A 16,508-nucleotide genomic window follows, 5' to 3' on the forward strand; every position below is an offset into this window, starting at 1 on the left:
GTGGGATACCACCATACTCTGGGACCTGTCTGATGAGTGTGCTATATTCAGATTTTCACCGATTGTCGGGGATTGTCTGAATTAAAAGTATCAGGCATAAATAACGTATTTCTGTTATTGTTCGCGCTCCAAGCATTGCAATCGCAGCATCTGCTTTTCATCGGTTCCGGGTAAGCCCAGCAGAAGACAGAGATCCGCCACAGACAGGAGTAAAAAAAGTTTTGACTTGAGTTCAAACCCCCAGATTCATCTGTCAAGTCAATCTCAAATCTCAAATCTCAAATCTCCAATTGTTCGATATGCCAACAGCCAACAATTAGCTCGCAGCAACCAATGACTAAAATTATCCAAATTTTATCCCCTGATGAAGTGAGGCGCACTCTCACCCGCGTCGCTTCCCAGATTGTCGAAAAATCAGGGAACCCCTCGGAGTTAGTGCTGTTGGGCATTCATAGTAGAGGAGTGCCTTTAGCTCAAATTTTGGCAGATCAAATTGAAGTGCTCGAACAAGTTAAAGTATCCGTGGGCGCTTTGGATATTACCTTTTACCGAGATGACTTGGATCGAGTTGCGATGCGGACACCGGCTAAAACAGAAATTCCTTTCGATTTGACGGGCAAAACCGTGGTGTTGGTAGATGACGTTATATATAAAGGCAGAACGATTCGAGCGGCTTTGAATGCGGTGAACGATTACGGGCGGCCGGAGAAAATTTGGTTAGCGGTATTAGTCGATCGCGGCCACCGAGAAGTACCGATTCAGCCGGATTTTACGGGTAAAAAGTTGCCGACTGCAAAGGAAGAACAAGTTAAGGTTTACGTTCAAGAGCTCGACGGGCGCGACGGAGTGGAGTTAATTAAGGGTTGATACGATTTGAGATTTGAGATTTGAGATTGGGCAAAACTGACTGTTAAACAAAGTCCAGCTAAATAAACTAAGTAGGGTGGGCTGTAAGTAGCGCGTCAAACCACTTTTTGCGTCCATCACTGAGCAAAATACTTCGTTTCCGCCCACTGACAACGTAAAAAACCCGGTTTCTACCAGAATAGGGGCTTTTGGGTAAGCAAGCCTCTAGGAAGAAACCGGGTTTTTCGCGCGCGGAGCGTCCTATGTTCTTAAAAATCGGCAGTGCAGGAGTTGAACCTGCCTGGGGCGAATTATGAGTTCGCTGCCTAAACCGCTCGGCCAACTGCCGTTAAATCGATTTCTTCGACCTAACTCAAAATGAATTATAACATAATTTCTCAGTCCGTGCTAGAACTAGAGAACAAAAATCAAAATCTTTAGATCTGCTGAGTCCCCGATCGCCTGTTAGCCAATGTGCTCTCGCCGATCGACCGGACAAAGCAGTTTCTACGACTCGGCATAAACTTATAGGCAATGGCAGTGAATTCGACGGTAGTGCTGACTCTAATTCTGCTGGCTCTAATGTTTGGAGCAGGCGTGACGAGTTCTGTTTGGGGATTTACTATAGGTCGCGAAGCCTTACAAGGAACGACTCAACCCGATGTTCGTCCCAGCAACAATGCTGGCAGTGGCAAGGCTGGAACGACCGCTAGCAAAGACCAAGTGAGCATTTTGAAAGAAAAAGACATTCTCACAACCGTCAAAGCACGGATAGAAGGTCGCGATCCCGAAAAAACAACGGCCGGGGCAAATACTAAAACAGAGAAGGCAAGCTCTAAACCAGCCGCAGCCAAAAAACCGGCTGCACAAAATACCAGCGCCAAGTTTCCCCTGAACAGTCGCGACGGGGGAATAACTCTGGAAGTGAGCGCGGCCAGTCAGCGCAACAATTCCATGCTGCTAGACGTGAGCATGAAAAATGAGGGCTCCCAAGCTGTGAGGTTTCTCTACAGTTTCTTGAACGTCACTGACGATCGTGGCCGGGCCCTAAGCGCGACTGCCGAGGATTTGCCCTCGGAACTCCCCCCCAACGGGCAGGTGTTTTACGGTACGGTGAGTATTCCCACAGCTTTGCTGGAAAATGCTAAGGAAGTTTCACTGACGCTGACAGATTATCCAGGTCAAAAACTTCAGTTGCAAATATCTGGCATTCCAGTGGCGAAGTAAAATAAAAGAAGACCAAACCTGCAGAGGGATTCTCAGGTTCGATCGATAAAGTTTTTTTAGGGAGCATTGTGTCACTTTTAGGGGCGAGAGTGCAGGAGATATCTGATTTACCCGCGATGAGTTTGACAGAGGTGCTGTCGCGGTTGCTGTCAGTGCTGTTGCTGATTGCGATCAATGCTTTTTTTGTGGCGGCTGAGTTTTCGATGGTGACGGTACGCCGATCGCGCATCAATCAGTTAGTGGAAGCTGGCGACGTTGCAGCTTTAACTGTGCAATCTTTGCAGCAAAGTATTGAGCGATTGCTTTCGACAATGCAGTTGGGAATCACTCTTTCTAGTTTAGCTCTCGGCTGGATTGGAGAAAGTACGATCGCCGTGCTAGTGCGAATGTCGATCGGCTATTTGCCACTGCCAATTTACATCAAGTCGGCGATCGCCCATTCTTTTAGCATATCAATAGTAACTTTTTTCCTGCTAGCTTACCTGCAAATCGTACTGGGCGAACTCTTTCCCAAATCTGTAGCCTTACTGTATTCCGAACAGCTAGCCAGAACTTTAGGGCCTCCAAGTTTATTGATTGCCCGTTTGTTCAATCCCTTTGTCTCGTTTCTCAATCAATCTACTCGATCGCTTTTGCGGTTTGCGGGCATCGAATACGATCTAAGGCATCGGCCGGTTACTCCCGAAGAACTGCAATTAATTATAGCTACTTCCAGCGAATCAAGCGGCTTGGAAGCAGAAAAGCGAGAATTGCTCAACAACGTCTTTGAATTTGGCGAAGTTTGGGTACAAGAAGTAATGGTGCCGAGGCCTAGCATTGTCGCACTTCCGAAGACGGCAACCTTTCAAAATTTGCTCGACGAAATGGCGATTTCTAACCATTCCCGCTATCCCGTGACGGGAGATTCTTTAGACGACATTATCGGCATTATTGGCTTCAAACAACTTGCGAAACCCCTAGCTGAAGGTTTGCTCTCTCCCGACACGCCAATTGTACCTTGGATGCGTCCGGTCAGGTTTGTGCCGGAGATGATGCTGCTGGGAGAATTGCTGCCTTTGATGCAGAGTTCGTCGGAAGAAATTGCGATAGTTGTCGATGAATTTGGTGGCATTTCCGGGTTAGTGACGCTGAGGGATTTGATTGCCGAAATTATCGGCCGCAGCTACGAGTCGCCCGACAGCAAAGAAATTGCTTTGCAAGTATTGGACGATCGCACTTTTTTGGTGCAAGCGCAGTTAAATTTAGATGATGTGAATCAAATATTGAATTTGGATTTGCCAGTAACTGACGAATATCAGACAATCGGAGGTTTTCTGAGTTATCAGTTGCAAAGAATGCCGGCTGCTGGGGAAGTTTGGCGGGGCGAAAATGTGGAACTTACGGTTGTTTCTGTGTCCGGGCCGCGCTTGGATCAACTTCAAATTCACTTGTTGGAAGGGGCTGCGGGCGATCGAGCTTTAGATGGAATTGCAGCAGCGGATGGGGAAAATAATGTCGGGAAAGGGCGAAAGAATAGCGGGGTGAGTAGTGTGGCGAAATTTTCTAGTTGAGAATATTTTAGCGAATACCTAGATAATCTACTCGCTCGAAGTCGCTGCGTACTAAATCATCTAACGTCGGGCCTTTGGGGCGTAAATTAATGCGATCGCCAACCTTCACATTTTCGTAATGTGCGTTGGGAATATATATATCTTGCTCCTGCATAAAAGCGTAAGTAAAGCGAAAGGCACTGTCAATGTCCTCAGCTTTAACCTCACGAAAATCAGAGAGGAATAGGAGATCCATTTCTTCCTCAAAGTACAGCATCTCCGCAAATGCACCTCTGTCGTAGCAGTTATAACCAATATAACCGCAAGTGTCGCTGCATTTGTAGTAGATGGCGCGAGTGGATAGGAACCAGGAAAGGGTGATAGCATCTCCTTCTCCAAATACAAGGGAACCGGGATGATGATTCAGTTGCTCAACGATCGTCCAAGGATGTCCTCGGAACTGAAATACAATATAGCTTTCGGCCGTAATTTCGATTTCGCGATCGTAGATATCCCGTTCCCAGACATCCGCGCGTCTCGCCCTACTAAGCTTTTGCGCCACTAATTCAATAGGAGCGCGAACGAGAAGTAGATTTTGGTTTACGTCAATAGATTCAATACCTCGGCGCTCTTCAATAGACATATCTTTTAACTTGGGAAAAACAATCAATAATTAGTCTACCTCTTTTTCAGACTGTAGCGACTGCTCAGGAAGAACCAGGGTGCTTTATAATTGATTCATCAGGTCAAGTCAACAGACTCGATCCTTTATGCAAGCGCGATGAACAGCAGAAATTAAGAAATGCTATGAAAGCCCAAGAACTTTATCAACAAGGATTCGACCTCGGTCGCAAAGGACAGTATAAGGAAGCAGTTGAAGCTTTTACTCAAGCAATTAATCTCAATCCTGATTTTGTAGAAGCTTATATTTACCGTGCTTATGCTCGGACTGGAACTGGAGACCAACATGGGGGAGTTAAAGATTTTCAGAAAGCTATGGATATCTACAGGGCTAGAGGACGATCAGACATAGCTGATCAGCTTTTAGTCCCATTGAATACGCTGCAAAATGAAATTAAGGATGAACAGGAAGACCAGGGTCAACCGGAAGTTGAGGATGAGCCGGAAGACAAATAAGCAGCCTACTGATTCAAAATAAATTAAGGAATGCGATGGAAGCTAAAGAACTTTATGAACAAGGATTTGACCTCGGTCGCAAAGGACAGTATAAGGAAGCAGTTGAAGCTTTTACTCAAGCAATTAATCTCAATCCTGATTTTGTAGAAGCTTATATGGTTCGTGCTCGTATGCGAGCTGTAATTGGAGAAAAACAGGGTGGAGTGGAAGATTTTCAGAAAGCTATAGATATCTACAGGGCTAGAGGAAAATCGCAAATGGCTGATCAGCTTTTAGTCCCATTGAATTCGCTGCAAAATGAAATTAGGTTTGAACAGGAAGACCAGGGTCAACCGGAAGTTGAGGATGAGCCGAAAGGTAAATAAGCACTCGGATGATTCCAAACTAACTAAGAATCAATTTTAAAAATTTTAGTCATGCAGGACTTACCCATCAAAACCCAAGAAACCGGGTTTTTGGCAGCTTCTGCCATCTGTAATATATTCTTGCGAAAAAACCCGGTTTCTGACCACCCGCTGCGATGCTTAGAAACCGGGTTTTTTACCGTTTCGGCGGGCGGAAGCAAAGAGACTCGAAAAAACCCGGTTTCTGGGGCGTCGTGCGTAAGTCCTGTTTAAGTATAAGGCACCGGATCTTTCAATCCCAATTCCTCAAAAGCAGCCAGCCGCAACCGACAAGAATCGCAAACGCCGCAGGCATTTTCCCCGCCTGCATAGCAAGACCAAGTTTGCTCCCAAGGTACTCCTAATTTGTTGCCTAATTGAATAATTTCGGTTTTTTTAAGTTCGATCAAAGGTGTTATAATTTTAATAGCTTCTCCTTCCCTTCCCTGCTTGGTTCCTAACCGAAATACTTCCTGCATGGCTTGGATGTAATCGAGGCGGCAGTCGGGATAGCCGGAATAATCTAAAGCGTTGACACCGATGTAAATACGATCGGCTTCTAGAGTTTCGGCGTAGGCGAGGGCAAAGCTGAGAAAGATTGTATTTCTAGCTGGAACGTAGGTACTGGGGATGTTTTGGGACATTTCTGCAAGATTGCGATCGATCGGCAATTCCATCTCATCATCCGTCAAAGCGGAACCGCCCCACAGTGTCAAGTCAAAGTTTACTATCTGATGTGCCTTAACCGCGGCCGAAAGTGCGATCGCCCTTGCTGATTCCAACTCCCGCCGATGTCTTTGCTTATAGTCAAAGGAAATAGCATAACACTCGCAGCCGTCGGCTTTGGCTTGATACAAAACTGTTGAGGAATCTAGCCCTCCCGACAATAAAATAACTGCTTTCACTTAAAACATCCTCACTAAAATTAGCTTTTATATTTATATCAAAATAGTGGCGAATTGACAATATACCAATGCTAAATGCTTTTTGAAACCTACATATTACACCATTGTCAATAACGGGCAAGATGCCCGTTCCACAAAACTCAATTAACTGGTTCCCCGGCTCTGCCTAGTAACGAGTAGAAAGAAAATTCATCTTTTGTGGAACAGGCATCTTGCCTGTTCTTGATATTCGTACAAAATGTCCGATTTAAATTCGTAACAAGTCATCGAGTTCGCGGTAATCGGGCAAAGTTGTATCAATTTTAATGCCCTGCCGCAAAACTGTGCGATCGCCCTGCGCTCTAGATAACAATTCGCTGAAATTACGCGCCTTAAACAAAATCAAATCTGCTGGTAAACCCACTGCAATTCGTCCTAAATTCGGCAATCCCATTAAATCGGCTGGAGTCTTTGTCACTGCACAGGGCCAGTCTCCATAGGGCCTATCTAAATGAGCGATGCGGACTGCCATATTAAAAACTTCCAAAACATCATGATCGCCAAATCCGTAAAACGGATCGCGACAATTGTCGCTAGCAACTGTAACGGGAATTCCTGCTGCTTTGAGTTCGTGCAGCAGTGTCACTCCCCGCCAGCGCGGTGTATGCTGAGATTCTCGGTCTTGCAGGTAAAGGTTGCACATCGGCAAGCTGACAATGCCAATATTTGCTTGCTTGACTAATCCCAGAGTTTCTGTTACTAAATCTGAGGGTTGTCGGGCTAAACTACAGCAGTGTCCGCAGATTATTTGACCCCCAAATTCATGGCGGATGGCGGTTTTTGCGACTTCCCGCAATGTTACTGAATCTGGATCGTCGTTTTCGTCGGTGTGGAAGTCGATGTTTAAATTTCGTTCTTTGGCTAAGGCAAAAACTCGATCGAGTTGTTTGTCTAAGTCGGGATTCATATAGGCGACGCCGCCGAGAATGCCGCCAGTTTGGGCTATGCGATCGGCTAATTTTTCGCCGGCGGGTGTCAGGTAATAGTCGAGGGAAACCAGGGAAACTGCTTGCAAGATCAGCCGATCGCCCCATTCGGCTTGCAGCGCTTCAAATACTCCCAAACTAACGGTTCCCTGTTCGCCCGCGCTGTCAATGTGAGTGCGGATAGCCTTGGTTCCGTGGGCGTAGCTGCACTTTAGTCCGAACTCCATTCGCCGGTAAACATCCTCTGCATTCCAGTTTTTTTGGGCATCAGCGCCTACCGCTTCGATCGCGCTGGCAAAAGTTCCATCGGGATTGGGCGATCGTTCCCAAATGTGGCCTTTGTCTAAATGGGTGTGCATATCCACAAAACAAGGCCAAACTAAGCCGCCCTGCAAATCTATAACTGGGATATCTCCAGAGGAGGATACAGGTTTTGTACCTGCTGGAGTAATTTGGGCGATCGCCCCTGCCGCAATTTCCAAATCCACCAAACAAAAATTGTTCTCACTCCCCGTTGTCGCCACAGTAGAAGCTGACGAGGCGAGCGATTTCATCTCTAGAAGAGACGCGGGTACGCGACTATTTTTGAGCAAATAATTAGATGTACTTGGCAACATTAATTTTGTGAGTTAGTATGTATTTTCTTGATAATTCAGCACTACCAGTTGTAACTATAGCAACCCTTGCAGGAATTGTGAACATCTCTCTTTTCCTCTTTCTATATTTTATAGAGACTCTGCGTCCTCTGCGCCCTCTGTGGTTAGTTCAAAAAAATCTCATGCACAAATGAAATAAAATCGCTAAAGAAACTTGAATTAAATAGGTAGCTTTGTTGTTGGTAGTGCAGCCCCGATCGCTGAAGCAAAAATATAAAAATTTTATATTTTTGAAGAAACCGCGCAAGTCAGCTTCACGAGTTTTGCTATGCCGGATACTTCCCGATCCTGAATCCTGTTGCTATCATAAATCACTGCTTCAGATTGCAATTTCACTTTCAACTAACAGCAGCATCCATAGCAAGAGCCAAAAACAACTGTGTCAAAACCCAAGCATATAGTTTTAACATCCCATCCCGACAGAGCCGGCACAAAACCTCATCCCATTTACTGGGGAGAAATCGATCCGCTGAAACGGGGGCCTGTGATTGGCAGCCTTACCAAATCGTCTCACCGGAATGCGATCGGCACTCATTCGGGTTCCTACTCTGTTTATCGAGCGCTAGCAGTGGCTTCCGGCGCACTCCAAGCAGATCACCGCCCCGATTTTACCAACACCTCTCCGGCCGCACACATCGGGCCGCACCCTAGTTGGGGCGATCGCAATTTGATTGTTTCTCTCGATCCCTTTGGGGGTTTGGTCAGCGAAATTTATACTTCATTTCTCCAGCAGGGATATGATATTCGACCGACAATTGCTGTCACTAAAGCTCACATTAATATGCCAGAATTGCAAGATGCCATCGCTAAGGGGCGAGTGCAGATTGATGGCAAAATAGTCAAAGCAGGTGGCAATTTAGCAGTAACTAAAATTGCGATCGATCCGGTGTGGTATTTGCCGGGAATTGCTAGGCGAATTGGGGCCCAAGAAAGCGTTCTCCGCCGTGTCCTGTTCGAGCAAACAGGCGGAATGTTCTCGGATTTAGTGACGCGGCCGGACTTACAGGTTTTCTTGCCACCAATTGGCGGAACTACGGTTTATATTATTGGCGATGTCGCGAATATTTCTGACCCGGATAAGCAGTTGGCGGTACGGGTACACGATGAATGCAACGGTTCAGATGTCTTCAGTTCCGATATCTGCACTTGTCGCCCTTATTTGGTACACGGGATTGAAATTTGCATCCAAACGGCCCAATCAGGCGGTTCTGGCGTAATAGTTTACTTCCGCAAGGAAGGGAGAGCTTTGGGGGAAGTGACTAAGTTTTTGGTGTACAATGCCAGAAAACGGCAGGAAGGGGGCGATCGCGCTGATGCCTATTTTACGCGCACTGAATGCGTGGCGGGAGTTCAAGATATGCGGTTCCAAGAACTAATGCCAGACGTGCTGCACTGGTTGGGGATCTCTCGCATTGACAGTTTAGTTTCTATGAGCGATATGAAATACAATGCGATTATCAATTCTGGCATTCAGGTGGTCGATCGCATCCCCATTCCTGAAGATTGGATTCCCGCAGACGCACAAGTCGAAATCGTCGCCAAAAAAGCCGCCGGCTACTACACGCCCGACCCTGTACCAGATGCTACAATTCTTGCAGGAGCGATCGGACGCGATTTAGGAGATTGAGAGGGCAAAGACGCGACCGATGGGACGCGAACAATCGCGTCTTTGCTAGATAAAATTTATTGCTGGTTTTGGATCAGTCAGGGTAGGTTATGGCTAATTTGCGTTCTAGTGTGATCGTAAAAACAGATATTTGTGGATATACCGCCAGAGTCAAAAAATTATCTCAGTCGGACTTAAGTAGTTTGTTAAACGAACATAAAACTTTTGTTTCAGATATTAGCACCCGAAATGAAGGCAGCGTGATTAAAGGGGAAGGTGATTCATTTTGGATAATTTTTCCCAGCGTCACAGCCGCGGCTGTGGCTGCGATAGAAATGCAGCAAGAATTGAGATCGCAACAATCTAGCAAGGCGAACGACGAACGATTGGCTATTCGCGTGTCGATTACATTAGGAGATGTCTTGCATCAAGATAAAGATATCTTTGGCGATACGGTGAATTTAACAGCGCGCATAGAATCAGTAACTCCGCCGGATGAAATATATTTGTCCCAAGCAGCATGGCTGGCCCTCAACAAAGCAGAAGTGCAAACATCTTTTGTCAACGAGTTTTCTTTGAAAGGGATGAGCGAACCTGAAAAAGTCTACAAAGTTGACCAAAGTTACAAAACGCGAATCATCAAGAATCAAGCAATAATTAAAGCTGATTTGAGAGGGTTTATAGCTTATCAAGAATCTAATTCAATCAAAGATGTGGAATATTTGCTCACCAACTTTGATACTTTTGAAAAAACAATTTGCGAAGAATACGGTGGCACAATTCGGAGTATTGTTGGGGATTCGCATTTGTTGACTTTCCCGGAAGCTCACTCAGCCTTAGCGGCAATGGAAAGTCTGTGCGAGAATTGGAAACTTTTTATTAACGCCAATCAAATACCTTGTGGCTTGTCGGTGGGAGTTGCTAAGGGAAATTTATATATATTTAGGTCTTGCACTTACGGAAAAGATATTCACATCGCGGACAGGCTGGAAGATTTAAGTAAAATAGTATCTCCGGGAAAAGAAAAAAACTCGGTGATAGTTTCCGATCACATAAAACGCGAAGTCAGCGGGTCGAAGTGGGAATATAAGCTGATCAAAATCGATAAAAATGCGATTTTAGATAATCTTTTAGATTACAGTCAGTTTGACTTTTTTCAAGAAAACGATGTTTACCGATGTTTGGTAGTATGAACTTGGGCAATATTGAACTTGAGACTGTAGAATATCTGAGAACGCCGGCTGCTATTCGCCAAAAGTGCGATCGGCTTTTTGATTTAGCCCGCCAGGACAAACTTCGCTACTTCCGCGTCGATTTATCCCAACTCGACAAAGCAGCAAATTATGTAATTGACACAACGCGCCAACAATATCCCGATTTTAACATTCCCTTTCACAGTCGCTGGCGACATTTTGAAGCTGGCAACTTGTCGCGACTCGCCGAATTGAATGCAGCTTTAGGAGAATTTGCACTCATAGAGCAAGCTAAGATCAAATTTGATTTAGCAATTATCAGCGTTTTGCTTGATGCCGGTGCTGGTGCAGATTGGCAGTATTGTGAACCAGAAACCGGGCAGGTTTACCGCCGTTCTGAAGGGTTAGCAATAGCCAGCTTGCGGATGTTTTGTCAAGGTGTTTTTTCCAGCAATCCCGATTTTCCTTGGCAAGCTGATTCTCAGGGACTTTCTCAATTAAAACTAGAAACCTTAGCTGCTGGATTTCAGGTAAGTCGAGAGAATCCGCTAGTTGGTTTAACAGGCAGATTAGAATTATTGCAGCGTTTGGGAAATGCGATTTGCCAGCATCCATTATTATTTGGTAGCGAAAACCCGCGTCCCGGCAATTTGGCAAAATACTTGCTCGACAGTCGGGTTTCTGAAACCAAAACTGTGAAGGCTGGTGATGTGTTGAGCGCTGTTTTGACAGGTTTTGGGGAAATTTGGCCGGGAAGATATGCAATTGGTGGCGTTAATTTAGGGGATGTTTGGCGGCATCGGGCATTACAAGGAGAAAATTTGGGAGATGAATTCGTGCCGTTTCACAAACTCTCGCAGTGGTTGACTTATTCGCTGTTGGAACCGCTGCAAGAACTTGGTTTAGAAGTCGCCGGATTGGATGAGTTAACGGGATTGCCGGAGTACCGCAACGGCGGTTTGTGTTTGGATATTGGGCTGCTGCGGGCAAAAGATTCGGCTATTTTTGAGCAGAGTTACTTGCCGGATTCGGAAGTTATAGTAGAATGGCGATCGCTCACTGTGAATCTTTTAGATAAAATTGCCGCAGCTATTCGAGAAAAGCTGCATTTGAGTGCGGAACAATTGCCGCTGGTGAAGATTTTGCAAGGAGGAACTTGGGCGGCGGGGCGGAAGATTGCCGCCGAATTGAGGGCTGGTGGAGTGCCGCCAATTCAGATTGAAAGTGACGGGACTGTGTTTTAGAGGGAAGAAGGAAGAGAGAAGAGGGAAGAAGCAAGAGGGAAGAAGCAAGAAGGAAGAGGGAAAATTATCCCCTCTTCCAACTTAAAATTCCCAATTCAAACCTGAAAACAATACCTCACACTACACTCCTAACAAGCTGCTTAGCGGCAAGTGCGATATTTGACGTGATAAACTAAACCGCGATGAGCCAAATCGAAGGAGTCAACGGTGGCCATGCCGGCACCGCGGGCTGTCATCGCAGCATTTACTCGCATATTTACACTGTCGCCGCAGCGAGACCAAACATTAGCTAAAGTACCTAACTTATCTCGAACATTGTAGTTAGTTTCGCCGCTGAGATTCCGATTAAAAACTGGGCCGCGCGCTCCAGCGAAAAAGTATTCTGCTCGCAGGTTGCCTGTGGTTCTAGGAGCCACGTAGCCGCGATAATCAGCATCGTAGATAGAAATTTGGTAGCCTTGGGGTACTTTGATGGGAATGCTCAGATTGCAGCTTTTCCGGCTTTCTGTTGAGACATTTCCTTGGGCTGCAAATTTATCAAATAGGATGGTGAGTTCTTGACCGTCGGGGCTGACGCTGACGCTGGCAGAGCGATCGGGGCAACCGCTACCGCCGTAGCTTGCACCTAAAATTTGAACGGCAGGATTAGCCAATGCGGGGCTGATAGAAGCTGTCATTAATGCCGTAGCTAGCAATAGTTTTACAAACTTCATGGATGTTCTCCTTAATAAGTTCAGTTGTGTGTTAGGAGCACCCTAAAAAAATGGAACTGAATTTAGGTAATGTTTTTCAAACTTGGATATTGCCGGCTTCATGTTGCAAGATGAAAAGCCAGTCAAGCCAAGCTTATAACCTCATGGGCAGTTCCTATTCAGGTTTTTTCGATTAGTGAATTAATCGAAAAAATAGGTTTTATGTTGATACTTCTTAAGATTCATATCGGTTGGTAAAAGTTCCGGAAGGTTTCGGTGCAAAACTCCGGATCTGTGTTATTGGGCTTGGATGGAGCGCGAGACAGCGAAACCAGTGGGGAGGCTTTTGGGCCCGGATCTGCGTTATTAGGAAGAGTGCGGGAAGAAGAGGAAACGAGAGAATGACATATTTGTGTATTTTCAAACCTCGCATACTTAGTGTCGCGCTGGGCGGATGAAAGGCAATTGTCGGAGGGAATTTTATTCGCGGGATATTGGTGTTTTCAATAGGGGTTTGATATAAGTAGTCCCGGACGCAGGGGCGGCAGAAACCGGTTTTTTTTTGCGTCAAGAATGCCTCGATGGCTGATAAGTTAGAATAAAGCCAATTAATTATTCAAAAAAATGAGTGCTAAAGTTACTGTCATCGACCATCCTTTGATACAGCACAAGTTAACTCTAATGCGGCAAACTCAAACGAGCACGGCGAAATTTCGCCAATTGCTGAAAGAGATTGGAATGCTGCTCGCCTATGAAGTGACGCGAGATTTGCCGCTAAAATACGAACTAATAGAAACGCCGATCGCCAAAATGAATGCACCGGTGCTGGCTGCAGAAAAGAAAATTGTTATTATTTCGATTATGCGCGCGGGTCAGGGACTGTTAGATAGTATTTTAGAGCTGATTCCGTCTGCGAGGGTAGGACATATTGGTTTGTACCGCGATCCGACAACTCGGATGGCGATCGAATATTATTTCAAAGTTCCCCAGGATATCGAACAGCGAGATGTTTTAATTGTCGATCCGATGCTGGCTACTGGTAATTCAGCAGTGGCGGCAGTGGATAGGCTGAAAGAAGTTAATCCGAAGTCTATTAAATTTTTGTGCTTGCTGGCGGCACCGGAGGGAGTGGGGCACTTTCACGAACAACACCCTGACGTGCAGATTTATACGGCGGCAGTTGACGAGTGTTTGGACGAGCATGGCTATATTGTACCCGGACTGGGAGATGCGGGCGATCGACTTTACGGCACTATGTGAATTCAATAAAATTGTTTTCTGCTGTATATGTCAATACATTCATTTAAAAAAAAGTTTACTAACATAACTCTTGGTTTGATAGTGCCATACAATGTAAATTGTAAGATTTTAATGTCAGGAAAAGCCTATATATAGCAAGGCTTGTACGATTTTTTTACATTAAATTCCTAAATCGCATTATCTCAATGTATTTACTGCATCTTATGGGGAAAATCTCTGCCTTTAGTGTAATTAATCGCAAACGGTTAGTTCATAAAATAGATGTATGATCCTAACCGTTTGCGATCGACTACTAACAATTCTTGGACGAGGAAAAAAGAATGGAGACTACAGCACAGAAAGAAGCCCCAACTCACTCTGTTGAGGAAGTGAAAATTCAGAATATCAACAGTTTGGAGTTTGAGCTTTGGGCTAAGGCCGTGAAACGGCAGATGATTGCAGCACTCTCTAAAAAGGGCGCGATTTGACATCTCTGGGTTTTTTGTGCGCCAGTGGTGTTAATTAGATTAACAAAATTTTTGTGTGCATTCTTGTCCGAGAGCGATAAGTGGGGAGGGGAAGAGTTTTGAGATTGCGCTGCTTTCGGAGTTACCGGAGGCGCAAAAGAAAGAATTTTCCTTTTTCCTAGTTTTGGACGTACAGATGGAAGGAAGCCGGGTTTTTTTACGAAAATACTTCTGTTGCAATCGGCAGAAATGGTAAAAAAACCCGGTTTCTTTGTGTCATATCGATTCCGGTTGCACTCCTCATGATGGTTGACTGTTGACTGTTAACTGTTGACTGTGAGTCAAAAAACTGAAAATTGCGTTGATATTTGTTGGCAGCTTCATTCGACTTTACGCCCGACGATGAAGCGCGGATTTGATCTCATTCCGGCGCAGCCGGATTTGATATCAAGAGTGCCTCCGGGACTGTTCTATATGCCGAAGGCTTTCTGCCAGATTACGATCGCTTGTCAACCGCCGCCAGCAAGCGCAGACTTCCATCTTGAACCTGCACTGCTTTCACCGTTCCCACAGCAACTCTTTGTTGACCGTTAGCCATCGCTACCTCAATCTTAATCTTGGGGTCAGCCTGCAATCCCAGCCGCCCCCACAGCCACTTGACTTGAGTAGCAGGAAAAGAGCGCACTTCTACATCTGAAAAAGGCGAATTAACCCAGCGGCTACCGTCGTAAAAACTCGCTACCTGCACCTGATACCAAACTTGTTCTCCCGCCAATTTTAACTCATTGTTCGGTTCTGGTTCCAGCCACTCAGCGGGATTGACACTGTTAATTAAAGTAGCAGAACCCATAATTTGACTTTTGTGGTCTTCTAGATTTTCAGCCTGAGAAACTGCTTCCTCAAGTTTGTTGACCAAATTCCGAATTCGACTTCTGGTTTCGCTGTCAGTATCTGATTGCTGGTCGAGCCAATTCATCGCCTCGCGAGTTCCGTCTTGAGAAGCTACAATCAGCGCGCCCCAAGCCTTGACATCGGCGTCAGCGGCATTCACTCTCAAGGCGGCGTCTATGCGGTTCCAGATCCGCCCGCCGTCATTTTTGAGGGTGGTGGCAATTTCGTGACTGTTACTCGGATCGGCTTCAAATACTTGCAAAGCTTCAGTCCAGCGGCCGTCGATCAATTCTGCGAGAACTTGTTGACCGGGACTGGCCCAAGATGCGATCGCCTGAGCCCGAGTAATTTTAGCGTGAAATTCGATCGTTTCTAGCTGAGCTTGCGCGACTGCTGGCCAATTTTTGCCAGCTTTCCCCTTCGCCACACGCATAACATTTAATGCTGGAGACCACAGCCCGCTTTTCGCGAGTCGCAGCCCATTTTTGTAAGTCTCGTCATTGAAAGCAATTTCTTCTAAAGAAATCGCCGTTAACTGAACGGGGTTCGGCAAAAATTTGCGCGGGCCAATTTGATAAAGGGTAAATTGTGGCTCTAAACCAACTGTTTGGTCGATCGCCAACTGGGGGTTTTCGCCCTTAACAATTTGCTGCCAATTCGGCGGTTGTCCGGCCGCACTCGCCCACTCCAACAGCGGCATTAAATGATTTTGGCTGGGGTTGTAGCGAACGACTTGTCCGTAGGGAATTTTCCTGTCGCCCCGCATTAGTTTACCGCTAACATTAAACCAAATGCCTGATGCGGGGGGCTTTCCGTCAAAGCGGCGCAGTTCTGTTAGGGGTAACGACTGATTCGAGGCTTGATTGTCAGATGTAGAGTCAGCTAAAGAAGCAATGACAAAAGATTCCGCAGGGCCTTCTACATTCACAGAACTTGCTAACTGAAAATACTGCTCTTTATCGGAACTGCGATCGGGAAGTTGCACTCGCTTGTACACCCGAAGTTCGACAATTTGACGGCAAGGATTTTTGCAAACAGTAGAAGCCTTAACAGTTCTTTCTACCATCACCGGCAATAGCAAATCGGAAATAGAATTATCGCGGGATTGATCGACGGGAAGCGGCAGGGGTTCTCCGGTTACGAATCCCAATTTGCGGACGCTGGCTTTGATTTGATCGAGAGTTTGGATCGAATCTCTGCTACCTGTAGGCAGGCGCGACCATTCCGGCACAAACTGAGAGATCAACCTGTTGCCATTGGGATCGACAATTAGCTGATAACTCAGCCAAGCGCCGCCTCCCATCAAAGCTGTACAGCCACCCAAGATGCTGAGGGCTGTCAAATTAGCTATCAGTCTTTTCCAGGGATATCTGGCGCGAGTTCGGGGAGTAGGTATTGGAAGCTGGGACTCTTGAAGATTTTTGGGGCGTCGGGTTTGGCGCCGCCGTCTTGTCGGAGGAGGAGCAACTTGGCGAGTTTCTGGGGGTTTGGCTCGATTTTTTGAGGGGTTAATTTTGTGTTCCATCAT

General features: G+C 46.0%; 15 protein-coding genes and 1 tRNA gene. 10 read left to right on the top strand and 6 right to left on the bottom strand.

The genetic code is table 11. From position 1 onward, the window contains the following. Positions 1-333: 333 nt before the first annotated feature. Positions 334-867, top strand: a complete 534-nt coding sequence (gene pyrR, locus QT990_RS06810) for a bifunctional pyr operon transcriptional regulator/uracil phosphoribosyltransferase PyrR (protein WP_333147047.1) — start codon at positions 334-336, stop codon at positions 865-867. A 255-nt stretch (positions 868-1,122) separates the two neighbouring features. On the opposite strand, the gene QT990_RS06815 is transcribed toward pyrR, so the two are convergent. Further along, a tRNA-Ile gene (locus QT990_RS06815) sits at positions 1,123-1,195 on the bottom strand. Positions 1,196-1,380: 185 nt separating this feature from the next. Between QT990_RS06815 and QT990_RS06820 the strand changes: the two genes are divergently transcribed. Both QT990_RS06820 and QT990_RS06825 read left to right on the top strand, forming a co-directional pair. After that, a complete protein-coding gene (locus QT990_RS06820) occupies positions 1,381-2,073 on the top strand; it encodes a hypothetical protein (RefSeq protein WP_333465056.1) in 693 nt (230 codons plus the stop codon). Between the two features lie 68 nt (positions 2,074-2,141). Further along, positions 2,142-3,623, top strand: coding sequence for a hemolysin family protein (locus QT990_RS06825; RefSeq protein ID WP_333147050.1), 1,482 nt, complete (start codon positions 2,142-2,144; stop codon positions 3,621-3,623). A 7-nt stretch (positions 3,624-3,630) separates the two neighbouring features. Here QT990_RS06825 and QT990_RS06830 read toward each other — a convergent pair whose 3' ends face one another. Beyond that, positions 3,631-4,245 (bottom strand): hypothetical protein, encoded by a 615-nt coding sequence (locus QT990_RS06830; RefSeq protein ID WP_333465057.1) that lies wholly within the window; start codon positions 4,243-4,245, stop codon positions 3,631-3,633. 164 nt (positions 4,246-4,409) lie between these two features. On the opposite strand from QT990_RS06830, the gene QT990_RS06835 reads away from it, so the two are divergent. Beyond that, positions 4,410-4,739 carry a tetratricopeptide repeat protein gene (locus QT990_RS06835; RefSeq protein ID WP_333147054.1) on the top strand — a complete coding sequence of 110 codons (330 nt, stop codon included), beginning with the start codon at positions 4,410-4,412 and terminating at the stop codon, positions 4,737-4,739. A gap of 35 nt (positions 4,740-4,774) precedes the next feature. Continuing rightward, on the top strand, positions 4,775-5,104 hold the full coding sequence (locus QT990_RS06840) for a tetratricopeptide repeat protein (protein ID WP_333147056.1): 330 nt from the start codon (positions 4,775-4,777) through the stop codon (positions 5,102-5,104). A 248-nt stretch (positions 5,105-5,352) separates the two neighbouring features. Here the strand turns inward: QT990_RS06840 and queC are convergent, their stop codons facing one another. Both queC and QT990_RS06850 read right to left on the bottom strand, forming a co-directional pair. Further along, positions 5,353-6,027, bottom strand: a complete 675-nt coding sequence (queC, locus tag QT990_RS06845) for a 7-cyano-7-deazaguanine synthase QueC (RefSeq protein WP_333465058.1) — start codon at positions 6,025-6,027, stop codon at positions 5,353-5,355. A 247-nt stretch (positions 6,028-6,274) separates the two neighbouring features. Further along, entirely contained in the window at positions 6,275-7,609 is a 1,335-nt protein-coding gene (locus tag QT990_RS06850; protein ID WP_333147061.1) for a cytosine deaminase, read from the bottom strand. A 418-nt stretch (positions 7,610-8,027) separates the two neighbouring features. Between QT990_RS06850 and QT990_RS06855 the strand changes: the two genes are divergently transcribed. The 3 genes from QT990_RS06855 (at position 8,028) to QT990_RS06865 (ending at position 11,691) form a co-directional block, all read left to right on the top strand. Continuing rightward, positions 8,028-9,275 carry a GTP cyclohydrolase II gene (locus tag QT990_RS06855; protein WP_333465059.1) on the top strand — a complete coding sequence of 416 codons (1,248 nt, stop codon included), beginning with the start codon at positions 8,028-8,030 and terminating at the stop codon, positions 9,273-9,275. A gap of 89 nt (positions 9,276-9,364) precedes the next feature. After that, positions 9,365-10,447 (top strand): adenylate/guanylate cyclase domain-containing protein, encoded by a 1,083-nt coding sequence (locus tag QT990_RS06860; RefSeq protein WP_333412850.1) that lies wholly within the window; start codon positions 9,365-9,367, stop codon positions 10,445-10,447. Then, a complete protein-coding gene (locus tag QT990_RS06865; RefSeq protein ID WP_333465060.1) occupies positions 10,444-11,691 on the top strand; it encodes a URC4/urg3 family protein in 1,248 nt (415 codons plus the stop codon). The genes QT990_RS06860 and QT990_RS06865 overlap by 4 nt, the downstream gene beginning before the upstream one ends. 140 nt (positions 11,692-11,831) lie before the next feature. On the opposite strand, the gene QT990_RS06870 is transcribed toward QT990_RS06865, so the two are convergent. Then, positions 11,832-12,404: a DUF4360 domain-containing protein gene (locus QT990_RS06870; RefSeq protein WP_333465061.1), complete on the bottom strand. Its 573-nt coding sequence runs from the start codon at positions 12,402-12,404 to the stop codon at positions 11,832-11,834. Positions 12,405-13,007: 603 nt separating this feature from the next. On the opposite strand from QT990_RS06870, the gene upp reads away from it, so the two are divergent. Continuing rightward, the gene (gene upp, locus QT990_RS06875; RefSeq protein ID WP_333147071.1) at positions 13,008-13,643 is read left to right on the top strand and encodes a uracil phosphoribosyltransferase; all 636 of its coding nucleotides are present in this window, start codon (positions 13,008-13,010) and stop codon (positions 13,641-13,643) included. A 320-nt stretch (positions 13,644-13,963) separates the two neighbouring features. After that, positions 13,964-14,110: a hypothetical protein gene (locus QT990_RS06880; RefSeq protein WP_333147073.1), complete on the top strand. Its 147-nt coding sequence runs from the start codon at positions 13,964-13,966 to the stop codon at positions 14,108-14,110. 475 nt (positions 14,111-14,585) lie between these two features. Here QT990_RS06880 and QT990_RS06885 read toward each other — a convergent pair whose 3' ends face one another. Next, positions 14,586-16,508: a hypothetical protein gene (locus QT990_RS06885; RefSeq protein ID WP_333147075.1), complete on the bottom strand. Its 1,923-nt coding sequence runs from the start codon at positions 16,506-16,508 to the stop codon at positions 14,586-14,588.

Origin of the sequence: Microcoleus sp. T3_B1 (assembly GCF_036700445.1) — a bacterium.
Taxonomy (GTDB): domain Bacteria; phylum Cyanobacteriota; class Cyanobacteriia; order Cyanobacteriales; family Microcoleaceae; genus Microcoleus.

What these genes read in the sequence shown, in the direction of transcription:
- QT990_RS06865 (WP_333465060.1), top strand. Translation starts at nt 10,444, where the DNA reads ATGAACTTGGGCAATATTGAACTTGAGACTGTAGAATATCTGAGAACG.
- QT990_RS06860 (WP_333412850.1), top strand. Translation starts at nt 9,365, where the DNA reads ATGGCTAATTTGCGTTCTAGTGTGATCGTAAAAACAGATATTTGTGGA.
- QT990_RS06850 (WP_333147061.1), bottom strand. Translation starts at nt 7,609, where the DNA reads ATGTTGCCAAGTACATCTAATTATTTGCTCAAAAATAGTCGCGTACCC.
- pyrR (WP_333147047.1), top strand. Translation starts at nt 334, where the DNA reads ATGACTAAAATTATCCAAATTTTATCCCCTGATGAAGTGAGGCGCACT.
- QT990_RS06835 (WP_333147054.1), top strand. Translation starts at nt 4,410, where the DNA reads ATGAAAGCCCAAGAACTTTATCAACAAGGATTCGACCTCGGTCGCAAA.
- QT990_RS06880 (WP_333147073.1), top strand. Translation starts at nt 13,964, where the DNA reads ATGGAGACTACAGCACAGAAAGAAGCCCCAACTCACTCTGTTGAGGAA.
- QT990_RS06830 (WP_333465057.1), bottom strand. Translation starts at nt 4,245, where the DNA reads ATGTCTATTGAAGAGCGCCGAGGTATTGAATCTATTGACGTAAACCAA.
- QT990_RS06870 (WP_333465061.1), bottom strand. Translation starts at nt 12,404, where the DNA reads ATGAAGTTTGTAAAACTATTGCTAGCTACGGCATTAATGACAGCTTCT.
- QT990_RS06885 (WP_333147075.1), bottom strand. Translation starts at nt 16,508, where the DNA reads ATGATGGAACACAAAATTAACCCCTCAAAAAATCGAGCCAAACCCCCA.
- QT990_RS06840 (WP_333147056.1), top strand. Translation starts at nt 4,775, where the DNA reads ATGGAAGCTAAAGAACTTTATGAACAAGGATTTGACCTCGGTCGCAAA.
- QT990_RS06820 (WP_333465056.1), top strand. Translation starts at nt 1,381, where the DNA reads ATGGCAGTGAATTCGACGGTAGTGCTGACTCTAATTCTGCTGGCTCTA.
- upp (WP_333147071.1), top strand. Translation starts at nt 13,008, where the DNA reads ATGAGTGCTAAAGTTACTGTCATCGACCATCCTTTGATACAGCACAAG.